Here is a 22,771-nt window from a genome sequence, read left to right on the forward strand (position 1 = left end):
ATTTGCAGACTTTCTGCAAAAAGGAGTGCAAAAGTAAGGAATATTATACTTGGTTTTACCAATATTTTAGGTTTTTTTTACCTGTATTCGCCAGTTACATTTAACTGATAATAGGGTTATATGATTTTCGGTGCAATCGCCTTCAGCTATACTAGACAATGAACAGGTCGGCTCTGAATCTATTAACTACTGATGCTGCCGGATTTTAAATTGCAAATTGCCTGTTGAAAAACTCTGTCAGCTACTTCCTCATTTTAACATTCTTTTCCCCATCATTACATCCTTTAATAATCCAATGTAAGTTTATGAAAGATATAACTGAATTAAAGGAATTAGCATCGCAAACAAGAAGAGATATAGTAAGGATGGTGCACGCTGTGCAGTCAGGTCATCCGGGGGGATCGCTTGGTTGTGTTGAATATTTTTTAGCACTTTATCATAAAATAATGGAGTACAAGCCTGATAAGTTTAGCATGGATGGACTAAATGAAGACATCTTTTTTCTAAGCAATGGTCATATTACTCCAGTCTATTATTCGGTTTTGGCAAGGGCCGGATATTTTCAATTAAGCGAACTCCATACGTTTCGGAAAATAAATTCGCGTTTGCAAGGGCATCCTGCCACACACGATGGGCTTGAAGGAGTTCGTATAGCATCGGGATCTTTGGGACAAGGGCTTTCGGTGGCAATTGGTGCTGCTTTAAGCAAAAAACTTAATAAGGACCGGCAGCTGGTTTATGCATTATGTGGTGATGGCGAAATTAACGAAGGACAAATATGGGAAGCCCTCATGTACGCAGCAGCTAAGCAGGTTGACAATATTGTGTTAACAGTGGATTGTAACGGTCAACAAATTGATGGAAGTACCAAAAGTGTATTAGACAGTGGTAACTTAAAAGAAAAGTTTGCCGCCTTTGGCTGGCAAACCCACATCTGTGAAAATGGTAACAATATAGAAGTGGTAATTTCCGTTTTAGAAAACGCAAAAAATTGTACCGGCAAGGGAATGCCACAAGTAATTCTTATGCATACCGAAATGGGTGCCGGCATTGACTTCATGATGGGCTCGCATAAGTGGCATGGTATTGCTCCAAATGATGAACAGCTAAAACAAGCTTTAGACCAGCTGCCTTCAACATTGGTAGATTATTAAATTCAATTGTATTTTTAAAAGGAAGTAAACCATGCTAAAAAATCATGCAATAACCCAGCATTACAAACCCAACGGGCATAGTAAAATTGTAGCGTACAAAGTTGAAAAAAGAATTTCTCTATATTGGTATGTATGTATGATGCTGATGACTTTTAGCGTTTTTTTATTTTCACAATTGAAAGCTCAAAAAGCAAAACAGGTTGAAGCGTTTACCGAAACCCGCATTCTGATTTTGTTTGATGCAAGTAAAAGCATGATAGCTCAATGGGAAAGCGGAAGCAAATATGATGTAGCAACAAAACTAATTTCGCAAATAGTAGATAGTATGCAGGAGATTCCCAATCTGCAACTAGCCCTTCATGTTTATGGACATACCAAGCGATTCCCTCCTCAAGACTGTGACGATAATAAATTGGAAGTGCCTTTTGGTTATCGTAATGGTTATCTCATTAAAAAACGTCTAAAGGAATTGCAACCAAGTGGCACCACTCCCATAGCACTCTCATTAGAATCGTGCGCTGCCGATTTTCCAAATGCGAATGGTCGAAATGTAATAATCCTGGTTACCGATGGCATAGAAGAATGCAATGGTGATCCTTGTGCGGTGTCCCTGGCATTGCAACGCAAGGGCATTGTACTAAAGCCTTTTGTAATTGGTTTGGGAGTCAGCAAGGAATTTGCAAAGCAATTTGATTGTGTTGGAAAGTATTTTGATGCAAAGAATGAAAAGGAATTTGGAGATGCATTCAGTATTGTTATCTCACAGGCGTTGAATAACACCACCGCACAAATTAATCTGATTGATGCTTATAACAAGCCAACCGAGACCGATGTGGCAATGACCTTTTACGACATGCTTAGCGGAAAAATTAAATACGATGTAATGCATACCATGAATAGTAAAGGCTTTCCTGATACGCTTGAACTAGACCCCTTGGTCACCTATCACCTTGAAGTACACACTATTCCGCCCGTGGAAAAAGATAGTATCAAAATAATGCCGGGGAAGCATACCATTATAGGTCTTGATGCTCCGCAAGGCGACCTTAAACTTAAAATGGAAGATAGTTATGAGTATAAGAATTTGAAATGCATTGTTCGCAAGCATAAAGATTTACATACCATACACGTGCAGGATTTCAATAGCACCGAACGCTATATAACCGGCAATTATGATCTTGAAATACTTACGCTTCCAAGAACTTACATCAACAATGTAAACATAAAGCAAAGCAATACAACCACCATCGAAATTCCTAAACCGGGCATAGTCACTATCTTTAATAATTCGACCGGTTATGGTGCCATTTTGCAAGAAAAAAATGGACAAATTGAATTTGTATGTAATATAGATGATAACCTCACAAAGCAAACCATAACCTTACAACCCGGAAACTATCGCCTTGTATTCAGGCCAAAATCATCGCGTGAAACCATTTATTCTGTCGAAAAGGAATTTAAAGTTACACCGGGACTAAGTACCAGCGTGCAGACAAATTAATATTTAGCCGCTTCGAAACGACATTTTTCCTGCTCAAATCAAAAAGTTTAAAATGCGTCAATTTTTTATTTCGCTTAATTAAACCAAAATAATTAATTTGCATCCGAATTAGTCAGCAAGTGCATCTGCATGAAAATAGTTTCTACAATTTCAAAAAAAAAATCAAATTAAAATTAAATAATTTCTAATGAAAAAGAATGTTTACAGTATCTGGCTGACTATGTCGGCTGCGTTAATTATGGCATTTACCAGCGTAAATGGCCAGCTATTGCGGTTTCGCAATTTTGATGTAAAAGTAAACAGGAGTATCAATCCTGTTTTACCACAAAATCAGTCGTTTGACAACCGTTTGTACTTTATTGTGCAATTTGAAAAAACTCCATCAATGGCTACCCACCAAGAGTTAAAACAGTCAGGGGCAAATTTACTTTATTACATTCCTGATAATGCTTATTACGTAAGTGTACCATCAGGCTATGATGTTAAAAAGCTTACACAGGCAGGAGTGATAAGTATCGTTTCGATTCATGCAGATATGAAGGTTAGCAAACAAATCTTAACTAACAACGTCCCTGATTATGCTATGCGAGGAAGTGGTGTAGCCGAAGTATTTATAAAACTGTATCCGGATGTTGATATGCAAAAGGCAATAAGCGCTTTGCAAATGGCAGAAAGTGAATTAACTTCTGCTGATTTAAACAGTAAATTGATTAAAGGTATTTTTCCTGTGGCGCAATTAAAAAGCATAAGCATGTTGCCATTTATTAATTACATAGAACCTATATACCCAACACCAGTTACCGAATCTTATACCGATGCAAACAATAATCGCAGTAACATCCTGAATATACTAGGACATAATGGAGCTGGTATTGGCATTGTGGTTGGTGATGAGGGAGCAGTAGGCAATCACATCGATTTCAAAGGCAGAGCAACTACGGTTGGCTTTGGCGCAAACAACCATGCTACTTATGTTTCAGGAATTATAGCCGGAGCTGGCAATTTAAATACCAAAGAGCCCGGAATAGCATGGGGAGCAACCTTGAAGAACTATACTTACCCTGCCAATTTAGATAGTGCTTACAGCGATTATGATAATCTTGGATTTACGATATCGAATAATTCGATTGGCGATGGTTGTAATGATGGTTACACCGCAACAGCTCAAGTCGTAGATCAACAAATATGGTCACGTAGTGGATTAATGCACATTTTTAGTGCAGGAGATGCGGGAAATTTTGATTGCGGATACATACAAGGTGCCGATTGGGGAAATATTACCGGTGGCAGTAAGCAAGCAAAAAATTCCATCACAGTAGGTACATCAACCAATGACGATGTAGTGCCAGCAAACAGCAGCCGTGGGCCAATGAGTGATGGCCGTGTTGCACCTTTGCTGGTTGCTACGGGCGAAGGAGTTAACTCCACCGCTCCAAATAATGGATATGCTACGGCAAGTGGTACCAGTGGCGCTGCTGCAGCAGTTAGCGCGGCATTTGCTCAAATAAGTCAAGCGTATAAAGAAATGAATTCGGTTGCTGTTGCTCCTTCAGCTTTAATAAAAGCAGCATTATTAAATGGTGCCGATGACCTTGGCGAAACAGACTTTTCCAACTCGGGGATTATTGGACCTTATTGGACTTATGGTTATGGTAGACTCAATGCTCGCAGATCATTGGATGTAATACATAGCAACACATATTTTACAGGCACTGTTGTTAATGGCGACTCTATGGATTACTCACTTACTATACCATCGGGTGTTGCCAAAGTAAAAGTTATGCTCTACTGGCATGATATGGAAGCTTCTATTAATGCTGCCCCAGCACTTGTAAACGATCTGGACTTACGCATGATAGACAACCTTAGTACTGAATTTTTACCACTCGGTCAAAATCCAAATCCCAATGCATTTACTTTACCATTAGGCGCTATTCCAAAGCCTGATCATATTAATAATCAGGAGCAAGTTGTATTAAATGCACCTGCAGCTGGAACGTATACACTAAGAGTTAATGGCTTTAATATTGCTTTTGGCTCCCAAGAGTATTACCTCGTATATCAGTTGATTTATGATGATGTTACCATTATCCATCCTTTCTTTGGCGAGCATCTTGTTGCTGGCGAAAATGAACAAATACGTTGGGACAGCTATGGTGATAACGGATTTTATACAATTGATTACAGCAATGATAGTGGTGCAACTTGGAACACCATTACTACCGTTGGTAGCAATGTAAGGCTAGCAAATTGGACGGTACCTAACGATATTACTCCAAATGCACAAATCCGTGTGTCAAAAACAAATGGCACCTCATCAACCAGTGGCAACTTCAACATCATGACGTTACCACAAAATATTCAAATAGCTTATCAATGTTTAGATAGTATGATGCTTACCTGGGAAGACCCTACTGCAAACGCTACCGCCTTTCAGGTATACATGCTTGGTTCAAATTACATGGATAGTGTAGCTTACGTAACCGATACCTTTGTTACGCTTTATAACATTAACCCTTACCTTGAACAATGGTATGCAGTACATGGAGTAAGTGCCAATGGGGCTATAAGCCGCAGGTCAAATGCGGTGGAAGGTCCAATTGGTTTAGTCAATTGTGTAATAGCAGTGGATGGTAGCGTAGCAAACCTTTCACCTGCAAGTGCATCAGGGCAGTCGTGCAATTTTAATCTAACACCAACGGTAAGTGTGTGGATGTACAACCTGGGCGTTAATCCCATGTTTGATTTTAATATTAGTTACGTGTTAAATGGTGGTGCCCCGGTAGTCGATTTAATAACTGACACCATCCAACCCGGAGATTCGCTCTTACATACATTTGCAGGTACCATTACCCTTAACGGAAGTGGGGTAAATACCCTGCAATCTTTTATTACATTATCCGGTGATGGAAATGTATTTAATGATACCATCGTTTCAATAATTGATTTGGTAAGCTCAGCACCTGTATTGCCAAATTATGTTGAAGATTTTGAAGCATTCACTCTGTGTAATAATCCAAATGCCTGCGGTACAGTTAACTGCCAATTAATAAACGGCTGGGTTAATTTGCTTAACGGTGTTGAAGATGATCATGACTGGACTGTAAATACCGGTGGTACCCCTACTCCGCAAACCGGACCGCAAGGAGACCACACATCAGGTTCTGGAAATTACCTTTACACTGAAGCATCAAACTGCTTTAACCAAGAAGCAATTATGGTGTCGCCATGTATTGATCTTACTAATGCAACGTTCCCATCTTTAGTATATTGGTATCACATGAACGGACAAGCTATGGGAGATATGTACGTAGATCTATATTCTGGAGGTTCATGGGTAAATATTGACTTAAAAAGTGGCAACCTAGGCAATCAGTGGCAAGAGGCTATTATCGGCCTTGATAACTATATCGGCCAAATTGTAAATATTCGTTTCCGCGGTATTACAGGTGCACAAAGCAGTAGCGACATGGCGTTGGATGACATAGGCATTGGCTATTATGGTGCTACTCCTGCAACTATACAAGCTAATGATTTTGTGGTAGCTCCAAACCCTGCTAACGATATCGTTGCTATTACCTTAATGAATGCCGGTTCCGGACAAGCTTCTATTGAAATAATGGATGCAAAAGGCAGTATTGTAAAATCAGAAAATTTAAATAATACCAATATTAACCTAACCACCACTTTAGATGTTAGCCAATTGGAAAGCGGTATCTATATGATTCGTGTAGTAAGCGGAAATAAAGCAGCTACCCGTAAATTAGTAGTTAAGTAAACTGTATTGGTTTAGAATTTTTCACGATCCCTCTTCTTTTTCGAAGGGGATTTTTTTTTGTTTATTTGAGCTTGTGTTAAAATCATGCTTAAATAAAATATATTTCAAATTGAAATATATATTTCGATTACTTTATCCTATAGAATCTTGAATAGCAAATCAAGCATAGAACCAACTTGCGCAAACATCCAAAGGATATTTGCAATGCATTAAAACACATTATAGCTATAACTATAAAAAGCACTTAAACGCAACGTAAAAAAAAATGTCATCGTCATTCTAAGTAAGGTAAATGAAGAACAGTAAGATACTTTTTGTTTTAATTGTTGTAGCATTAGTTGTTGTAAGAACTATGTTCGGCCTTTGTGCTGAGTTTTGGTTTGAGGATGAATTACAAATTTACCTAATTGGATTAAAATCATATACTACACAAACGTGGCCAAGTTATGGCCCCGATGTGGTGTATACGAATACACAAATACCAGGTGCACTGCAAGGTTGGCTGGTGCGCCTCCCCCTCGAAATTTTACCAATACCAGAAGGTCCTGCCCTATTTTTAAATGTGCTTTGTTCTGCAAGTCTCTTATTTTTTGCCTGGTATATTTATAAACGACTCAACTGGAATTTTTCTCCTTACTTAATTTTTTACTGGATACTACTATTAAGCTGGACCGTTGACTATGGAACACGTGTAGTAAATCCATCTTATGTTTTAATATTCAGTATTCCCTTTTTTGTTTCGATTATCGAACTGCTTCCTATATATCCTAACCGCATATTAAACGGCAACTTAGCTGCTTTAATTACGGGTGTTTGCATAACCTGCATCATGCAACTACATTTATCGTTTGTGTTGTTATTGCCATTTTTAGGAATTTCTTTTTTCTTTATTGTTAAACAAGAAAAGATCAAACATGTAGCCTATAAAATCGGAAGCTTGCTTATAGGTTTATTGGTTGGAGCGCTTACCTTATTGCCTACCTATTTTAATTCAGTTAGTTCAAAAAATGTTTCTGAAAACATTGTGTTTAATGCAAGCAACATACTTAACCTGCCAATTATTTTATTGCGCTATCTATCTTTTGCATCATTCGAAATCCCTTATTTTTTAGGAGGCTCAACCAAGCAACGCTTAGCAGTAATTGAATATAGTATTTGGAGTACACCCTTTGTAATTTATTTGCTACTGTTTGGATTTTTAATGGTGGGCGGTTATTTGTTAGCTTCATTCAAATTTAAAAAAGATGTGGTATGGTTCAAAATAAAGCTGTTAACGCTACTTGGATACCTGCTTGTATTTTGCAGTTTTTTCTTTTCTATAAAAGGCCCATCATCGCACACCTTTTTTATAATGGCGCCACTGGTAATTTTCTTCAGTATGCATTGCCATGTGCTGCTGATAGAAAAATATAAATGGTGGCTTACCCTAATGAAAGTAGCTATGGTGAGTGCCGTGTTTTTGTATGCGTCAGTTGGTTATTATAATTATCATCACAAGTCGCTTTATAAAAACAGAGCGCAGGTAGTAAAAGCAATAGAAGAAAAAAATTATCAACTTTTAGGAAAGCGAAGAAGCGACAGTTGGGGTTATGGTTACTAGAATTATTTTGTGATTATTTGATGCATGAGGTACATTAAGCATCACTGCAGTATTGAAGCTATAGATTTTGTATGTTTTTTTTGTAGTCGAATACCTCTAAATAATGTTTAGTATTGAAATAAATTTTCTAATTTTAGTGCATTAAACTATCTAAGCAATGGACAAGGTTGTTTTAAAAAGAGAGATCGAAGCAATCAGTAATTCAACTGATTCAAAAGAAATTATTAGAAACCTAAAAGAAAGATTTAAAGATAGTGTAGAGACTGAAGAGATAGAGCAGATAATGGCAGAGTTAAAACTTGAAAAGCGCACCTTTCTTGGATGGGCACTAATGGCAGTTGGAAGCGTAATCGGATTTATTAGTATGCTGCTTACGGTATTAAGAAGTAATTCCCGAATGGCGCGACTTTCTGATGTATGGGCTTACCTCCATTGCTATCATCGTTGCCTTTGCAGGTTGCTATCTGGTTTTCGAAAAGAATTAAACGTGTTGTGATTACATGTGACAAAAAATACATAACAGGCTCTTACTAATTCAGTATTATTTTTTTTGTGTAGTAGGAATGTTCATTCCCATTTATTTGAAGTAGATATATGCCCTTAGTTAGATTAACAAAAAATAGTGTATATACATTGTTGTTTTGTTTCACTAACCCAAAGTGTACTTTCTGACCATTGCTGTTATACAAACTAATGTCAGGGGTATCGGTATGCTGAACTTTGCATCGAATGGTTAGTGTTCTTTGCTCCTCAACAGGATTTGGAAATACTTCCCAAGATTCATCAGTCTTAGTTTCTAGTATTGCACTCGAATTGCAATTAATCGGGTTGCCGTTTTGTGAGTTGAAAGCTCCTGCGTTTACACTCCAGTTAAGCCAGGTACCACCGGCACCTGTTTTCCAATCGTTTAAATCAAAAGTATTTTGGCCTGAGGCATTGCCCTTTACTTGATAAACTCTCAATGCTTCGCCACCAAGATTCCATGTTAGCGGGTTTCCACTACTACAATTTTCAGGCGCCTGATTTGTAAGTTCACAATTGGTTTGAATAAAATATGCGTTATCGTCATAGGCAGGATATCCTCCAAATACTTTTGCATTTCCGGTGGTGTCTATACACACTGCCGTATATTCATCGCAAGCTATAGCTTTGCCATATATGCCGTAGTCAGAAAAAATGCGTGCAAGAAAAACACACAACCTGCCTCTTCGGTCTGGATTATCAAAGTGTGTGTCGGTGACAACATTATTTAATATTGCATGTGAAATAAATGCTGCAGAATCAACCGTAACCATACTATTAAATGGATTGGCAAGTGCTGCTGTTGATGTAACTGTTCCATTTTGTGCAGAAAAATAATACTTCCCTTCAATGGCCATACCTGCACTAGTGCCACCAATAACTATATGACGTTGCTTTATGCCATCATTTATTAAACTATCAACGGGAGTGTTGCGCCAATAGCTAATATATTTCCATTGATCGCCACCGGCAAACCATATTGCTTCGGCTTGCTGTATACGTTGTTGCACATACGCATCATTACTTGCGGCTGCACTATTGCAAACGATAGTTTCAACAGAATTAACCGGAATACCTAAACCGGAGTACAAGTAATTATTGTATCCATTGGTTCCCGAAGTGCGCAATACCAAAACATCTCCTCCATTGGTATTTTGCAGAAACCATTTCATTGCATTATCGTCTTCAGTTGCTCCTCCCATCAGGCAAATTCCCCCCGAAGGCATGGTTACCGTATCGACTATATTGCCTGTAAAATACGATGTGTAATTTTGTGCTATTACAATCAACGGAAAAAAGAGAATAAGCACAGCTAAGCGTTTCATTTTTCTTGCTATTAGTTTTTAACTTGCATAAATACGTAAGGGCAATATTAATGCAAAAATCTCAATTATCTGTTTAATGATACTAATCTTACTATAACATTTTGTATAATTTGGCTTTAAAACTTTCACCTTAAATAACCAATTTTTCAATTTGCAGAACTGCAAACTGTTTCAGTCAATTTAATCACAATGATAATCACCCAAAAAATTAAGATAACCCACAACAATGCAAATCAACTGAAAATGGCTAAACTGATATTCCACTTAATCCAAAAAAAGTGCCTTACTGGAATTTTATTACGTTTTGATATGAATACAAAATTACTTGCATTGGTAGATTGAATAGACTACCTCTCTATTGCCATCATGTGCTTTTAAAACATGAAGATTAATAATCGAAGTATCCTTATCCAACATCTCCTTAGTTAAGCCGCATTCAACTATCGAAAACCAATTTTCCCAAATTATTATATCGCCCGATTGAATATGCTTTTTATAAAATGTATTTAGCTCTAAATGCTTTGTTGTATCAAAATGATCTAACATTAGTGATTCGCTTAAATATGGATGCGTATAAAAAAACCGGGCACCGGAGTTAGCTTTTGTTTTAACTAGTAATGCAGCTTGCTTTGCAAGCTGCTGATCTGCACTAAGTGACATATCTTTCTGCCAATTAATTGCTGCCCTATTAGGTGTAAATGGAAACACAACGATATAGCTAAGAAGTAAAATGGTAATAATAAGAAGTAACGTTTTTTTCTTTTGAAAAAAACCAAGAAGGAAATTGTATCCAGCTAAAGCAATTATAGAAGACAAAGGCGCCACACAAATCAGAACCCTTTTTAATCCCATCGAATTGAAAATTCCATAATACCAGAAAACAGTATGTGCAATAAAGAATGTAAAGAAGCCCATGAAAATAAAAACAGCGAATTTGATATTAATTTGCCTTCTTACTGCATGTATTATGGTTGCCAGCACACCAATCCAGAAAAGAATATAAATGGGAACACCTACTACGTAAATCATCTGATCAACAAAATGCATCAGTTTTCCACTTCCGTAATTGCTGCTAAATCGCGCATACGGAATTTTATTAACTACCCACAGCAAATTACCATAAACAAAGTAACCGGCTATCGAGTACAACACATGCCCAACAAGTAATAGCGGAAGCATTTTCCATTTTTTTGCAATAAGAAAATAGAAGGCAAAAATAAATAGGTAGAATAAGCCTTCGGTTCTAACAAATGGCAGAAAAGAAATTAGCAAACTTGATGCAACTGTTTTGTCAGAAACCAAAAGATAGATGCTACCTATCAGCACTAATGCAAACAATGGCTCGGTAAGTCCCGAAAAAGTAAGCACAAAAACGAGGGGCGAAAAAATTAATATGACTGCACCAATTAGGGGGTTGTTAAATTTTAATTTCGCGCACGTTTTGAAAGTAAAGTATGCAGTGAGTAGCATGACTAACACATTGAACCACTTTATTCCATTCGTACCAAACTGTGCAAAGGGACTTGCCAATAACACATAAACCGGTTTGGCCCAATGATTAAAAAACAATTCAGGATGATGAAAGGAGTACTTTGCATACATGTAATGCATTACACTATCGCCCTCATAGCCTATGCCATCAAATTGACAAATGATAAAAAGTGAAACTATAAGTTGACAAAACAATAGAAAATATAAGCCTGATTTTGCGCTTGCAAACAAATTAAAATGCTTCAATCTATTTGAAAGTTAAAAATTTGAAATTAACACAATGAACCATTTTTATTTAGTTGTTATACTTCCAATTTGAATACCTAGCTTTTCAAACTCAACATCGTTTGGCTCCCACAATTCAATTTTATTTCCTTCCACATCCATTATATGTACAAACTTGCCATAGTCGTATGTCTCGATGGTATCAGTTACGGTTACACCTTCCTTTTTTAATGTTTCAACAAGAGCTGTTAAATTATCGACCCGATAGTTAATCATAAACTCTTTAGTGGATGGCGCAAAATAAGTTGTGGTTTCTTTAAACGGGCTCCATTGCGAAAAGCCTTTGCGCGAGCTATCGGCCCCTTGATACCATTCGAATACACAACCATATTCGTTTGTACTTAGACCAAGATGCTTATGATACCATTCGCGTACTTTTGCAGGGTCTTTACATTTGAAAAATATTCCTCCTATACCTGTAACTCTTTTCAATCGATCCGGTTCTTCGCCCTTATTATCTAAAAAAGATTTAAAGGTAAAGCCAAAGCAAAATGATGCACCAAGTGCCAAGGCGATTAAAGATAGTCTTTGCATAAAATATTAGTTTTAATGAATTACTTTATTTGAAATAAATTAGGAATAACTGTTGGATATAGCTGCGAAATTAAAATAAGTAATCGTTTTCAATATATTCTTTTGAAAGAAATTTAAACAGAGCTAAGCGTTTGGTTGAGCTTTTAATAAAAACCCTATTTTTTTATTTAAGTGTTCAAGAAGAATAAAACTTCTGATTACACTGCATTAGTTGCAACGAGAAACAGAAGCTCTGCAAACTTTTGTAGTTGCTTGTATTACCAATAACATAAATTGCAAAAGGCACTGTAATTAATACAATGCCTTTATTACTGTTGGAACACTTTTTATAGCTAAGTGTACTTTATTAATCTAACTAAGCAGTTTGTTGTACAAAATGCTCATTGCAAAAAATAATCACAATGCAGACCGATTAATATTGCTCAAGCATATACTTGATAACATCGGTAGTGGTTACTATGCCTCTGAGTGTGTTGCCTTCAACTACTGGTAGCGCATGAAATTGCTCGGTTGCAAATATTTCGGCTATTTCTCTGATAGCATCTTCAGGATGCACAGTGCGTGGATTGGGAGTCATCACTTGTGGTACTGTAAGCATATCAAGTACTGCCTCATCTGAATGCGCCTGATTGTCGAACAATGCACCAAAGGTCAATCGGTTTAAATCTGTAGCGCTAATTATCCCAATCACCGTTTCGCCTTTTGTTACAGGCATATGCCTTATTCTTTTATCCCTAAATGTTGCCATAACATCTTTTAACGAAGCCAATTCATTAACTGAGCTCACATCTGAAATCATAATCTTACTTACCGGTTCTCTTTTTTTCATAATTTGTTTTTTTTATATTACGTTTTTGGCAAAGCTAAAAGCACCCTGCTATTAAAATCATGACAATTATCATCTTTTGAAGAGATATTTGTTATTCGTTATAAATGGAATTCGTTGCTGCTATGCAAGATTGCATATTTTAATTTTGTTCTAGTGGTCTTTTTGCTTAACAAACTCGTCTAATTCAATTGTGCGAAACATCCATAGGGACATAACTATGCGCCATTTTACTTCCAACTGCATGCGGCACAAATCCTTTAGGAGCATGGATGTGCGGTATTTTTTTTTCAAAACAATAGTTGTTATTAAGTTTCGCAATACAAACGCGCATTAGGCATTTTGCTAAATCAATACACTTTTTTTAAAGTAAGTAAGGGTACCGAAGTTTGAAAAGCCATTTGACGGGTAACGCTATCAGCAAAAAGCCTGTCGATAAAAGTAGTGTTGTGGGTAAACATCGCCAGCATATCTGCTTTTATAAAAGCCATGTAAGCTTCAAGTGCAGCTAAAATATCATCATCCACAGATACACGAAATGTAATTTTATCATAGTTCATTTCTTTAATAATATCCTGAGTTATCTGTTTAGCATCCATCTTTGTTTGCGAACTTGGCGAAACAACATGTATAATATTCAGTGTTGCATCAAATAGTTCAGCCAAAGGCACAAGTACTTTCATTTCATCGCTCATGTTTGCCAAGTCTGTTGCATACACGATATGCTTCATACTGCTTACATGAGCAAACTCCGGCACTGTAATCACAGGTATTTCGCTTTTGTTAATTACGGCAGCTGCATTACTTCCCATAAAAATTTTCTGCAACCCGCTTGCTCCTTTGGTGCCAAGCACAATTAACGACACATTATTTTCCTTTGCAAAATCAGTGACTTCAGCTTCTAAAGGGTATCCTTTTTTTACATAATAGGAAATGCTCAGGCTTTCGTTACCCTGCGATTTAATTTCATTGATTAGTTCTTTACAATCATGTTCAGCATTTTCAACTAAGGTATCTTCGAGGCTATTGATTTTTTACGGCAAGACTTGCGTGGGCTGAATCTACATGCACTAAATGTATCAAGGTAAGTTCGGCATTAAGTTTATTGGCAAGACTTACTGCATAGGAAACAGCTACTCTTGATAAGGGAGAAAAATCGGTTGGTGCTAGAATTTTCATAGGTATTATTTTCAGTTAGATTTTACAGTAGATTTCCTGATAGAAAGCAATGGTACATTTAGCTGATAGGCAAGTTCTTCGGTTTTGCTGCCAAACAAAAACTTTTCGAACCATGATTGTTTGGTTGGAAACATGGCAATAATGTCCGGCTTATGCTTTTCTACATATGTTTTAATTAGATTTAACATGGGTTCGTCTATGCTTGCCTTTTGCTCAATGACTTTAATGTTCTTATATGTCCAGGATTTTATCTGCTTTTCAAATGCCTTTTTTACTTTGGTATTTTCATGCCAACCATAATCTATGAATAAGATTTGCACAGTTGCATTGAGCGCTTTGGCTAAAGGAAGCAAAAGCTTTAACTCATTGGCAGGATTTTTAAGGTCGGTTGAATAAAGAATGGTTTTAATTTCCTGCAAGTGAAATCCTTGCGGGACAGCCAACACAGGCAATTCAGACTTTGCAATTACTTTTGCAGTATTGCTGCCAAAAAGCACTTTTCGCAATCCACTTGCACCATGTGTTCCCATCACTATGAGATCTGCATTACAATTTTGAGCTCCACGCAGAATTTCTTCAATCGTATCACCCACTGCTACTGATTCAACAATCTGTAAGGTATCCAACTTCTTGCTTAAAGCGTTTAATTTCTTAATGTTCTCATTTGTCGCGTCTGCATTCTCTTCGGCAACCAAGCCGGGTATACTGTTATAGCTACCTATCAATGGTTTGTGAGCGTGAAACAAAACAAGTTTACAATCGGCTGCCTCTGCAATACTTGTGGCAAATTTTAGTGCATGATTTGCATTCACTGAAAAATCAGTAGGAAAAAAAATTGTCTTCATATTTTAAAGATAGTTTAAGAGGTTATTCTAAATCATGTAAGTCCATAGCATCAATTCTATCTTCGCCATTGCTTGCGGTTTTCTCCATTCCTTCCTTATTCTGCTCTGCAAGCGTCCAGCTATCGGTGGCGGTAGTTTGTAACCATAATGTGCCTGACTTTCTAAAAACCTGAGCCGATAATCTAAAGGTTTGACCAAAGGCATTTTCCAACTCAGCTACGGTCATTAATCCATGCACTTTAAACACTTCTGTTACATTACTTCCACCCACCTCTCCTATTGTTTGCTCTGTGTTTAGTGTGCTATTTTTCGTTGAGCCTTCGCCTTGTGCATGTCCCTTTTTATAAAATTCAATTTTCAAAAATGGAAATCGCTTTTGAAATTCTGCCTGTATTTCGATTAGCTTTTTCGATTTGTCTATTAAAATATCCATAATTGTTTTTATAACATTTATTATACTGACAAAACAATTCATTTATGCATTTCAAAAAAATGACAAATGCTTGTAAAAAACATGATAAAAATTAGTTTTTACCAGATATATATAATTTGAATTGATGCTTAACCAAACACTTGGCTCCTTCTTAGTTCCGCCCATATTAACTATGTGGCCAATTGCGTGCTATAAAATTATAGCTCATCAAAATGGTATTTATCCTGCATCTATCAGTCACTCAGACTATAATAATAATTCAACGAAATGCCTTATAAAATTATAATAGGCTATCCAAAACGTTTGAAAATTTCGCGGTCAAGTTCTTCGCGGTTATCGGGATGCGCTATCTGCAGTAAGGCTTTGGCTCGCTGTTGCAAATTTTTTCCAAATAAATAAGCTACACCATATTCAGAAACTACATATAGTGTACATGTGCTCTGGTGGTGAAACCACTCCGGCACCTTGCTTTAAGAAAGGTACAATTTTAGAAAATCCTTCTTTAGTAGATGACTTAAGCGCAATTATTGGTTTTCCACCGGGAGAAAGTGCAGCCCCACGAATAAAATCCATTTGCCCTCCCACACCTGAATATTGATACGTGCCTATTGAATCGGAGCATACTTGTCCGGTTATATCAATTTCAATAGCCGCATTAATGGCTACCACCTTTGGATTATTTCGTATCACATTCGTGTCGTTTACATAATCAATATCTAAAAAAGCTACTTCCGGATTATCGTCTACAAAATCATATAGCTCTCTGGTACCTAAGACAAAACTGGTTACTATTTTTCCACGATGTCTGGTCTTGTATTTATTGGTGATAACTCCATTCTTAACCAGAGGTATAACACCATTCGAAAACATTTCGGTATGTATTCCGAGGTCTTTGTGATTATTAAGGCAAGTGAGCACAGCATCTGGTATAGCACCTATGCCCATTTGAATAGTTGATCTGTCTTCTATCAAGTTTGCAATATTCCTTCCTATGGTCAAGGATTTCTCGTCCATTTTATTCAGATAACTAACCTCGGGCAAATGTTGGTCTACTTCAACAAGCGTATCAATTTTATTAATGGAAATTATACCATCGCCCAATGTGCGCGGCATGTGTTTGTTAACTTGTGCAATAACATGCTTTGCATTTTCCAGAGCCGAGCGCGCTATATCTACCGATGTGCCTAACGAGCAATAGCCATGCTTATCGGGGGGCGATACATGAATGAATGCAACATCTATCGGCAAAATGTTATTTCTGAAAAGAAGGGGGATTTCACTTAGAAAAACCGGAACATATTCTCCAAACTCAGAATTAACAATTTCGCGCACATTATTCGAAACGAATAATGAATTAACAAAAAAACTACCGCCAATATCTGCAGGTTTAAACAGGTCTTCACCCAAAGTGGTAATGCTTACCAACTCTACATTTTTTAATTCCTGTTTGCGCTTGAACAATGCCTTGAGCAAAACCGAAGGAGTGGCTGCACTGCCTTGTATAAAAACACGGTTACCACTTTGTACCACTTTCACCGCTTCATCTGCTGATAGATAATTCATATAAAATAAAAATTTTAAGATGGCTCCCGTTTTTTTCCAACCCTCTTCCTTGTCGCTTAAACTAAGAATTATGAGGATGCAACTGCACCAGCCTGTTTGAAAAAAAAGATTTTTTCTCTTGCGCAAAAGTAAAAGGAATTATGATGCTAGTAATCTATATTATAATGGATAAAATAAATTCTGTAAACTGTGCTATTTGTAAATCCACATAAGCACTGGTTTAGCGCTTTCTTTTAGCATCGGGTCTAAAATACGAAAACTATTATTTGAAATAGTTGGGCATCCCCATCCTTCAGGAGTTCCGTCAGGAAAAACTTCCTCATCAGCGACTACCTCCCAGGAATGAAAAACAATATAACGCTTGCAGGCATTATTGTTAGTGCTTTCAAGACCATGCAATAGATATTTTATATTGACGCCCCAATCGCTATTTCCCCTTTCGCCAATTTTATACTTGCCTAAGGATGAGCAATGACTTCCATCTATATTGCTGAATGATGGATTATCCTTTGAATCGTCTTCGTTCCATGGATTTTTGCAACAGCCGTGCCCAACTAAAAAACGGTGTGTTATACTATCAGTTTCAAAATTCCATACCACAAACCTGTTAACACCTGAGTGCAAACTAATATCAATTAATATGCAGAAGTCGGTATTGAATTTATTAGCTCTGCAATATTGCAAAGCCTGTTCGGCCTTTATTCGGGCTGTTGTAAGGTTTAAGGCCGGCTTGTTTTTTTTTACTTCTTCTGCAAATGGATTACTACACGATACTAAGCTTGCAGCAATAATTAATGTGATGTTTTGAATGAGGGTCATGCTAAATATTCCTTCTGTTTTTTATAATGCTACAATTAGTGTATGCTTTGTATTGCAAACATGGCGACTACACAAATCAATGAAAATAATGTTCTTAGTAATAGCCTATACGATACTTACACTTGTTTATTTCGTTTAACGAAATAAAATTTTCTTGAAATGGCTCCGATTATAGCGGCTGACACTACTGTCACAATAGATTTTTAGCTTCGACATTAACTGAAAAGTAGAACCGATTATAAGGAGTAGTAATTGGTGTTGGGATTCGAATAAGGGTTGGTTACATGTTGCGATGTGCCCTTTCGTTTTCCGCGAGCTGACATTGGTCAATTCCATTTATGATACAAGTCAGTTTTTTACAAGATTAAATGTCAGAGTTTTGGCTCATGTTTAAATCTATCAGTGTTATGCTGTTTGCCTGCCTTATAATTTCCTGCAACAGCAAGGTTAAAAAATTAAAACCCGCCTTTCAATCAATAACAGAGTCTATCTATGCATCGGGCGTGGTGAAGAGTGAAAATCAATATCAGGCATTTTCTACAGTAAACGGAATAATCAATCAAGTATTTGTGTCAGAAGGTGATACCGTAAAAGTGGGCACACCCATACTATCCATCGCAAATGATATACAGCGCATAAATAAAGATAACGCGGAACTTACTGCGGCATTTGCTGACATTAAAGCTAATCAGGGCAAGTTGAGCGAAGCAAAATTGATGGTTGATTTTGCATTCAAGAAAATGAAAAGCGACTCGCTTATGTACTACCGACAAAAGGCATTGTGGGAACAGCAAGTAGGTACACGCATTGAACTCGAACAAAAGGAGCTTGCATTTCAAAATGCGGTAAACACATATTACTCATCAATTGTAAAACTTAAAGACCTTGAGAGACAATTAAATTTTAACTCAAATCAGTCGAAAAAAAATCTCGCTATATCCAACAAAATTACCGATGACTATATAGTACGAAGCGAAATTGAAGGAGTTATATACAGCCTTACAAAAACCAAAGGCGAAATGGTAGGTATTCAATCACCTTTATGTGTAATTGGAAATGCAAGCGAATTTATACTTGAGATGCAGGTTGATGAATTTGATATTTTTAAAATTCAAACAGGTATGGAAGTAGCTGTAACCTTAGATAGTTATAAAGGAAAGGCATTTAAAGCCAAGGTAACAAAGGTAAACCCGCTTATGAATGAGCGTAGCAAAACTTTTTTGGTAGAAGCTGAATTTATTGAGCAACCCGCATTACTCTATCCAAACATTTCGTTTGAAGCCAATATTGTACTTGCTTCCAAAGAGAAGGCATTACTAATTCCACGAAACTATCTGATAAACGATTCTATGGTTATTAAGGGTAATGGAGATAAAGTAGCTGTTAAAACTGGATTAATGGATTATCAAAAGGCAGAAATTATATCAGGCATTACAGCTGACGACTATCTTATAGAGCCCACACAGTGAAGTACAAACTGATATATCGCATTTCTTTTTCGCTATTAATGGCAAGATGGAGACAAACTATGGTGGCAGCCATTGGGGTAACATTTAGTATTACCATGTTTATAAGCCTGCTAAGTTTTATGGCCGGCTTAAATGATTTACTTGATGGTCTTATTCTTAATCGAACTCCACACATACGTTTGTACAATGAAATAAAACCATCCGAAGAACAGCCCATTGATAGAGTACCTGCTTTTAGAGGAGCCTATCATTTTATCAATTCGGTAAAACCAAGAACACAACGCTTAGAAATATATAATAGCGCAGCCATTACATCGGCATTAACAAAAGATGCGCGCGTGTTGGGAGTAGCACCAAAAATTACTACGCAAATATTTTATAATGTTGGAATGGCTGACCTCAATGGAGTAATTAATGGTATAGATGTGGAGGCTGAGAACAAATTATTTTTATTTGAAGATTATGTAGTTGCGGGCAGTTATATCGATTTAAAAAACACACCCAACAGCATAATTCTTGGTAGCGGTATAGCTGAAAAAATGTTGGTTCAGTTAGGCGATGCCGTGCAAGTGACTACCTCTCGTGGCGAACAGTTCAAGTTAAAAGTAGTGGGCTTTTTTCAATCAGGGCTTCGCGATCTTGATAATGTGCAGAGCTATTGTTCAATAACTACTACACAAAAACTAATTGGAGAGTCGTCAAATTATGTTACCGATATTCAGATTAAACTGAAGGATATAAATACGGCCCCAGCCGTTTCAAAAGAATTTGAGAAGATATTTGATGTGAATGCAATAGACATTCAAACAGCAAATTCGCAATTTGAAACCGGAAGCTTTGTGCGAACATTGATATCCTATGCTGTTGGTATAACGTTACTCATAGTTGCCGGTTTTGGAATTTACAATATCCTGAATATGATGATTTACGAAAAAATGGATTCAATTGCCATTTTGAAAGCCACCGGATTTTCGGGAAGCGATGTAAACAAGATTTTCATAACCATAGCTGCTTCTATAGGTATAGCAGGTGGTGCTGCAGGGTTGCTTTTTGGTCTTGGTGTTTCTTACATGATTGACCTTATACCTTTTAATACGGCTTCATTACCCTCGATAAAAACGTATCCCATCAATTACAATCCAAAGTTTTATATAATTGGTGCAACATTTTCCATTGTTACTACGTATCTGGCAGGATATTTTCCTTCGCGCAAGGCAAGTAAGATTGATCCTGTCATAATTATTCGCGGCAAATAATATGAGTGGGCCAATACTTGAAGCGCGAAACATTACCAAATACTTTCACGACCCTGTTTCGGTAAAAGTGCTGAAAGAAATTTCTTTCAGCATAAACAAAGGCGACTTTGTTTCAATCATTGGCAAATCGGGTTGCGGCAAATCAACCTTACTCTATATCCTCTCTACTATGGATACAGCCTACGAAGGTGAGCTATACATTGATGGCATTGCCATGCGTAATAAAAAAGAAAGCGAACTTGCCATGGTGAGGAATCAAAAAATTGGTTTTGTATTCCAGTTCCATTACCTACTAAATGAGTTTTCGGTATTGCACAATGTAATGTTGCCCGGCTTAAAATTTGGAAACATAACCGAACAAGAAGTAGAACACCATGCTTACGAAAAGCTTAAAATACTTGGGATTGAAAATGAAGCGCTTAAAAAGCCTAACCAATTATCAGGAGGTCAAAAACAACGTGTAGCCATTGCGCGAGCGCTAATCAATAATCCAATTATTATAATGGGCGATGAACCAACAGGTAACCTGGATAAAAAAAATAGTCAAATTGTTTTTAATATTTTTGAGGAGATATGTGCCGAACTTCAGCAATCATTATTGATAGTAACACATGATATGGAATTTGCTGAGCGCACAAATCGTATTATCGAAATGGAAGATGGCAATATAATTAAGCATTAATAGCAAGTGCAATGCTACTACCTTAGTTGGCAAGTATTGAATCTAGCGGGCAACCATCGCTTGCAATTATTTTTATTTAGGTAGTAAGAGCTTAGCAAATTATTTTTCTAAATAATTATGCAGCTCAGTTTTTATTCAATCTATCTGTTCTGCAATTGTAATTTACAAGGAAAGCTTGATTGAAAAAAAAATGTGATATTAAATGTTTCAATTGAAAAAATCCGCTAACACTGAGCGAAAAACAACCAAACTAAAATAAAACGAGAAATCATGCGAGCCGCAAAAAATATTTTTCGACAAATTATTATACTTCGTAGATAAGCCAATATTTTACCTGCATCTATAAATTAAACCCAACCCTTATAATCGGATTGTTATACAAAGAAGGACGTGTACCATCCTGCAATACATTCCAAAGTATCATCACATTTACAGACGATCGGTTTCCTATTTGTTGCGAATACCCTCCACCTACCAGCAGTGCCGGAACCCACTGCCGGCTGGTATTATCGGCATACAAGGGAAAATTAAGCACCTCATATTCTCCATGCAAAAACAGATTACTAATCACCATATATCTGGCAAATAATCGTCCTCCATAAACGCTAATCTGACTTCTATTACCATCAAAGTCGCGCCACGAGTTGTAAATATACGTTGCCCCTATACCGGGCATAAACTTTTCATTTACCCTATACCCCAACGTTGGCGATACATCAATCAATGTTGGGTTTCCAAACTGCAAACCCAAATTACCACCTACGCTAATTTTGTCCTTCCATGGCGATTTGGTTTTTTCCTTTTTTTCTTGTGCCGCACACACTTGCATCAGTACAACCAAAAATGCTATCCCTATTAAATGTTTCATTCAATTATAAATTAATTTTTATACAACACATTTCTTGCCTTATCTAAAATCACATTCAGCATGTTTACATCCGCAGCATTTAATTTAAGCAACTCACCTTCCATACGCCTCATTGCTTTACTCGCCTGATCAATCTTCAACATACCTGATGCCGTAATACACACAGCAATATTTCTTTTATCTGTACTATCCTTTTTCCTGTACACCAGGCTCTTGGTTTCAAGCCGGTCAACTATGCGCGAGCAATTACTGCTTCGCTCAATCATCCTGTTCTGTATTTCGGTTATACTAAGTGGATGACCATATTGCCCATTTAAAATACGCAGAATATTAAATTGCTCCAGCGTAAGTCCATGCAATTTTAATTCCGTTTTCATACGCAATTTCAATTCGTAATTCAATTGCATTAAATTTACAATCGCACGGTGATGGTCATTCTCAAAACCGCGTGTCTTTATTATGTCTTCCAGTTGCATAGGAGCGCAAAAGTAGTACTATAATCACGCTGATTAAAACGAAGCAAAAAAAATATGCCGCATACCAAATTAACAAATCCATTTTCAACCTTGTTTACTTTTACCCTGTATACAATCTCACATATCCCTTATTTGGGCGGCACACGGGCTTTACGTTCCTACTCC

Annotated in this window: 20 protein-coding genes and 1 pseudogene; 8 read left to right on the plus strand and 13 right to left on the minus strand. The window is 37.0% G+C overall.

Annotated features, from left to right (window positions below):
- The first annotated feature begins 305 nt into the window (after positions 1 to 305).
- From IPO27_13045 to IPO27_13065, 5 genes are all read left to right on the plus strand, one after another.
- Positions 306 to 1,154: a transketolase gene (locus IPO27_13045; GenBank protein ID MBK8847412.1), complete on the plus strand. Its 849-nt coding sequence runs from the start codon at positions 306 to 308 to the stop codon at positions 1,152 to 1,154.
- Positions 1,155 to 1,185: 31 nt separating this feature from the next.
- Positions 1,186 to 2,655, plus strand: a complete 1,470-nt coding sequence (locus IPO27_13050; GenBank protein MBK8847413.1) for a VWA domain-containing protein — start codon at positions 1,186 to 1,188, stop codon at positions 2,653 to 2,655.
- Between the two features lie 187 nt (positions 2,656 to 2,842).
- Positions 2,843 to 6,433, plus strand: coding sequence for a S8 family serine peptidase (locus IPO27_13055; protein MBK8847414.1), 3,591 nt, complete (start codon positions 2,843 to 2,845; stop codon positions 6,431 to 6,433).
- Between the two features lie 292 nt (positions 6,434 to 6,725).
- Positions 6,726 to 8,033, plus strand: coding sequence for a hypothetical protein (locus IPO27_13060; GenBank protein MBK8847415.1), 1,308 nt, complete (start codon positions 6,726 to 6,728; stop codon positions 8,031 to 8,033).
- A 157-nt stretch (positions 8,034 to 8,190) separates the two neighbouring features.
- Positions 8,191 to 8,529, plus strand: a complete 339-nt coding sequence (locus IPO27_13065) for a hypothetical protein (GenBank protein MBK8847416.1) — start codon at positions 8,191 to 8,193, stop codon at positions 8,527 to 8,529.
- Between the two features lie 34 nt (positions 8,530 to 8,563).
- On the opposite strand, the gene IPO27_13070 is transcribed toward IPO27_13065, so the two are convergent.
- From IPO27_13070 to IPO27_13120, 11 genes and pseudogenes are all read right to left on the minus strand, one after another.
- Positions 8,564 to 9,880, minus strand: a complete 1,317-nt coding sequence (locus IPO27_13070) for a T9SS type A sorting domain-containing protein (protein ID MBK8847417.1) — start codon at positions 9,878 to 9,880, stop codon at positions 8,564 to 8,566.
- Positions 9,881 to 10,201: 321 nt separating this feature from the next.
- The gene (locus tag IPO27_13075; GenBank protein MBK8847418.1) at positions 10,202 to 11,617 is read right to left on the minus strand and encodes a hypothetical protein; all 1,416 of its coding nucleotides are present in this window, start codon (positions 11,615 to 11,617) and stop codon (positions 10,202 to 10,204) included.
- Positions 11,618 to 11,662: 45 nt separating this feature from the next.
- Positions 11,663 to 12,088 (minus strand): VOC family protein, encoded by a 426-nt coding sequence (locus IPO27_13080; GenBank protein MBK8847419.1) that lies wholly within the window; start codon positions 12,086 to 12,088, stop codon positions 11,663 to 11,665.
- A 514-nt stretch (positions 12,089 to 12,602) separates the two neighbouring features.
- The gene (locus IPO27_13085; protein ID MBK8847420.1) at positions 12,603 to 13,019 is read right to left on the minus strand and encodes a CBS domain-containing protein; all 417 of its coding nucleotides are present in this window, start codon (positions 13,017 to 13,019) and stop codon (positions 12,603 to 12,605) included.
- Between the two features lie 150 nt (positions 13,020 to 13,169).
- Complete coding sequence (locus IPO27_13090; GenBank protein MBK8847421.1) at positions 13,170 to 13,310, minus strand: hypothetical protein; 141 nt, start codon at positions 13,308 to 13,310, stop codon at positions 13,170 to 13,172.
- A 56-nt stretch (positions 13,311 to 13,366) separates the two neighbouring features.
- Positions 13,367 to 14,047 (minus strand): universal stress protein, encoded by a 681-nt coding sequence (locus IPO27_13095; GenBank protein MBK8847422.1) that lies wholly within the window; start codon positions 14,045 to 14,047, stop codon positions 13,367 to 13,369.
- On the minus strand, positions 14,040 to 14,195 hold the full coding sequence (locus tag IPO27_13100) for a universal stress protein (protein ID MBK8847423.1): 156 nt from the start codon (positions 14,193 to 14,195) through the stop codon (positions 14,040 to 14,042). Before IPO27_13100 ends, IPO27_13095 begins: the two co-directional genes overlap by 8 nt.
- 11 nt (positions 14,196 to 14,206) lie before the next feature.
- A complete protein-coding gene (locus tag IPO27_13105) occupies positions 14,207 to 15,040 on the minus strand; it encodes a universal stress protein (GenBank protein MBK8847424.1) in 834 nt (277 codons plus the stop codon).
- 22 nt (positions 15,041 to 15,062) lie between these two features.
- Positions 15,063 to 15,473, minus strand: coding sequence for a hypothetical protein (locus tag IPO27_13110; protein ID MBK8847425.1), 411 nt, complete (start codon positions 15,471 to 15,473; stop codon positions 15,063 to 15,065).
- A gap of 290 nt (positions 15,474 to 15,763) precedes the next feature.
- Positions 15,764 to 17,036 (minus strand): annotated as a pseudogene (locus IPO27_13115) (acetyl-CoA hydrolase/transferase family protein).
- A 192-nt stretch (positions 17,037 to 17,228) separates the two neighbouring features.
- Positions 17,229 to 17,855: a murein L,D-transpeptidase catalytic domain family protein gene (locus IPO27_13120; GenBank protein ID MBK8847426.1), complete on the minus strand. Its 627-nt coding sequence runs from the start codon at positions 17,853 to 17,855 to the stop codon at positions 17,229 to 17,231.
- A 386-nt stretch (positions 17,856 to 18,241) separates the two neighbouring features.
- On the opposite strand from IPO27_13120, the gene IPO27_13125 reads away from it, so the two are divergent.
- Genes IPO27_13125 through IPO27_13135 form a run of 3 tightly spaced genes read left to right on the plus strand, consistent with a single transcriptional unit; the run spans position 18,242 to position 21,262 of the window.
- A complete protein-coding gene (locus IPO27_13125) occupies positions 18,242 to 19,324 on the plus strand; it encodes an efflux RND transporter periplasmic adaptor subunit (protein MBK8847427.1) in 1,083 nt (360 codons plus the stop codon).
- Positions 19,321 to 20,580 carry an ABC transporter permease gene (locus IPO27_13130; protein ID MBK8847428.1) on the plus strand — a complete coding sequence of 420 codons (1,260 nt, stop codon included), beginning with the start codon at positions 19,321 to 19,323 and terminating at the stop codon, positions 20,578 to 20,580. The genes IPO27_13125 and IPO27_13130 overlap by 4 nt, the downstream gene beginning before the upstream one ends.
- Before the next feature lies 1 nt (position 20,581).
- Positions 20,582 to 21,262, plus strand: coding sequence for an ABC transporter ATP-binding protein (locus tag IPO27_13135; GenBank protein ID MBK8847429.1), 681 nt, complete (start codon positions 20,582 to 20,584; stop codon positions 21,260 to 21,262).
- A gap of 340 nt (positions 21,263 to 21,602) precedes the next feature.
- Here IPO27_13135 and IPO27_13140 read toward each other — a convergent pair whose 3' ends face one another.
- Together IPO27_13140 and IPO27_13145 are read right to left on the minus strand one after the other, a co-directional pair.
- A complete protein-coding gene (locus IPO27_13140) occupies positions 21,603 to 22,130 on the minus strand; it encodes a hypothetical protein (protein ID MBK8847430.1) in 528 nt (175 codons plus the stop codon).
- 11 nt (positions 22,131 to 22,141) lie between these two features.
- A complete protein-coding gene (locus tag IPO27_13145) occupies positions 22,142 to 22,606 on the minus strand; it encodes a MarR family transcriptional regulator (protein MBK8847431.1) in 465 nt (154 codons plus the stop codon).
- Between the last annotated feature and the right edge of the window lie 165 nt (positions 22,607 to 22,771).

It is taken from the genome of Bacteroidota bacterium (genome assembly GCA_016714535.1).
Lineage (GTDB): Bacteria > Bacteroidota > Bacteroidia > AKYH767-A > OLB10 > JADKFV01.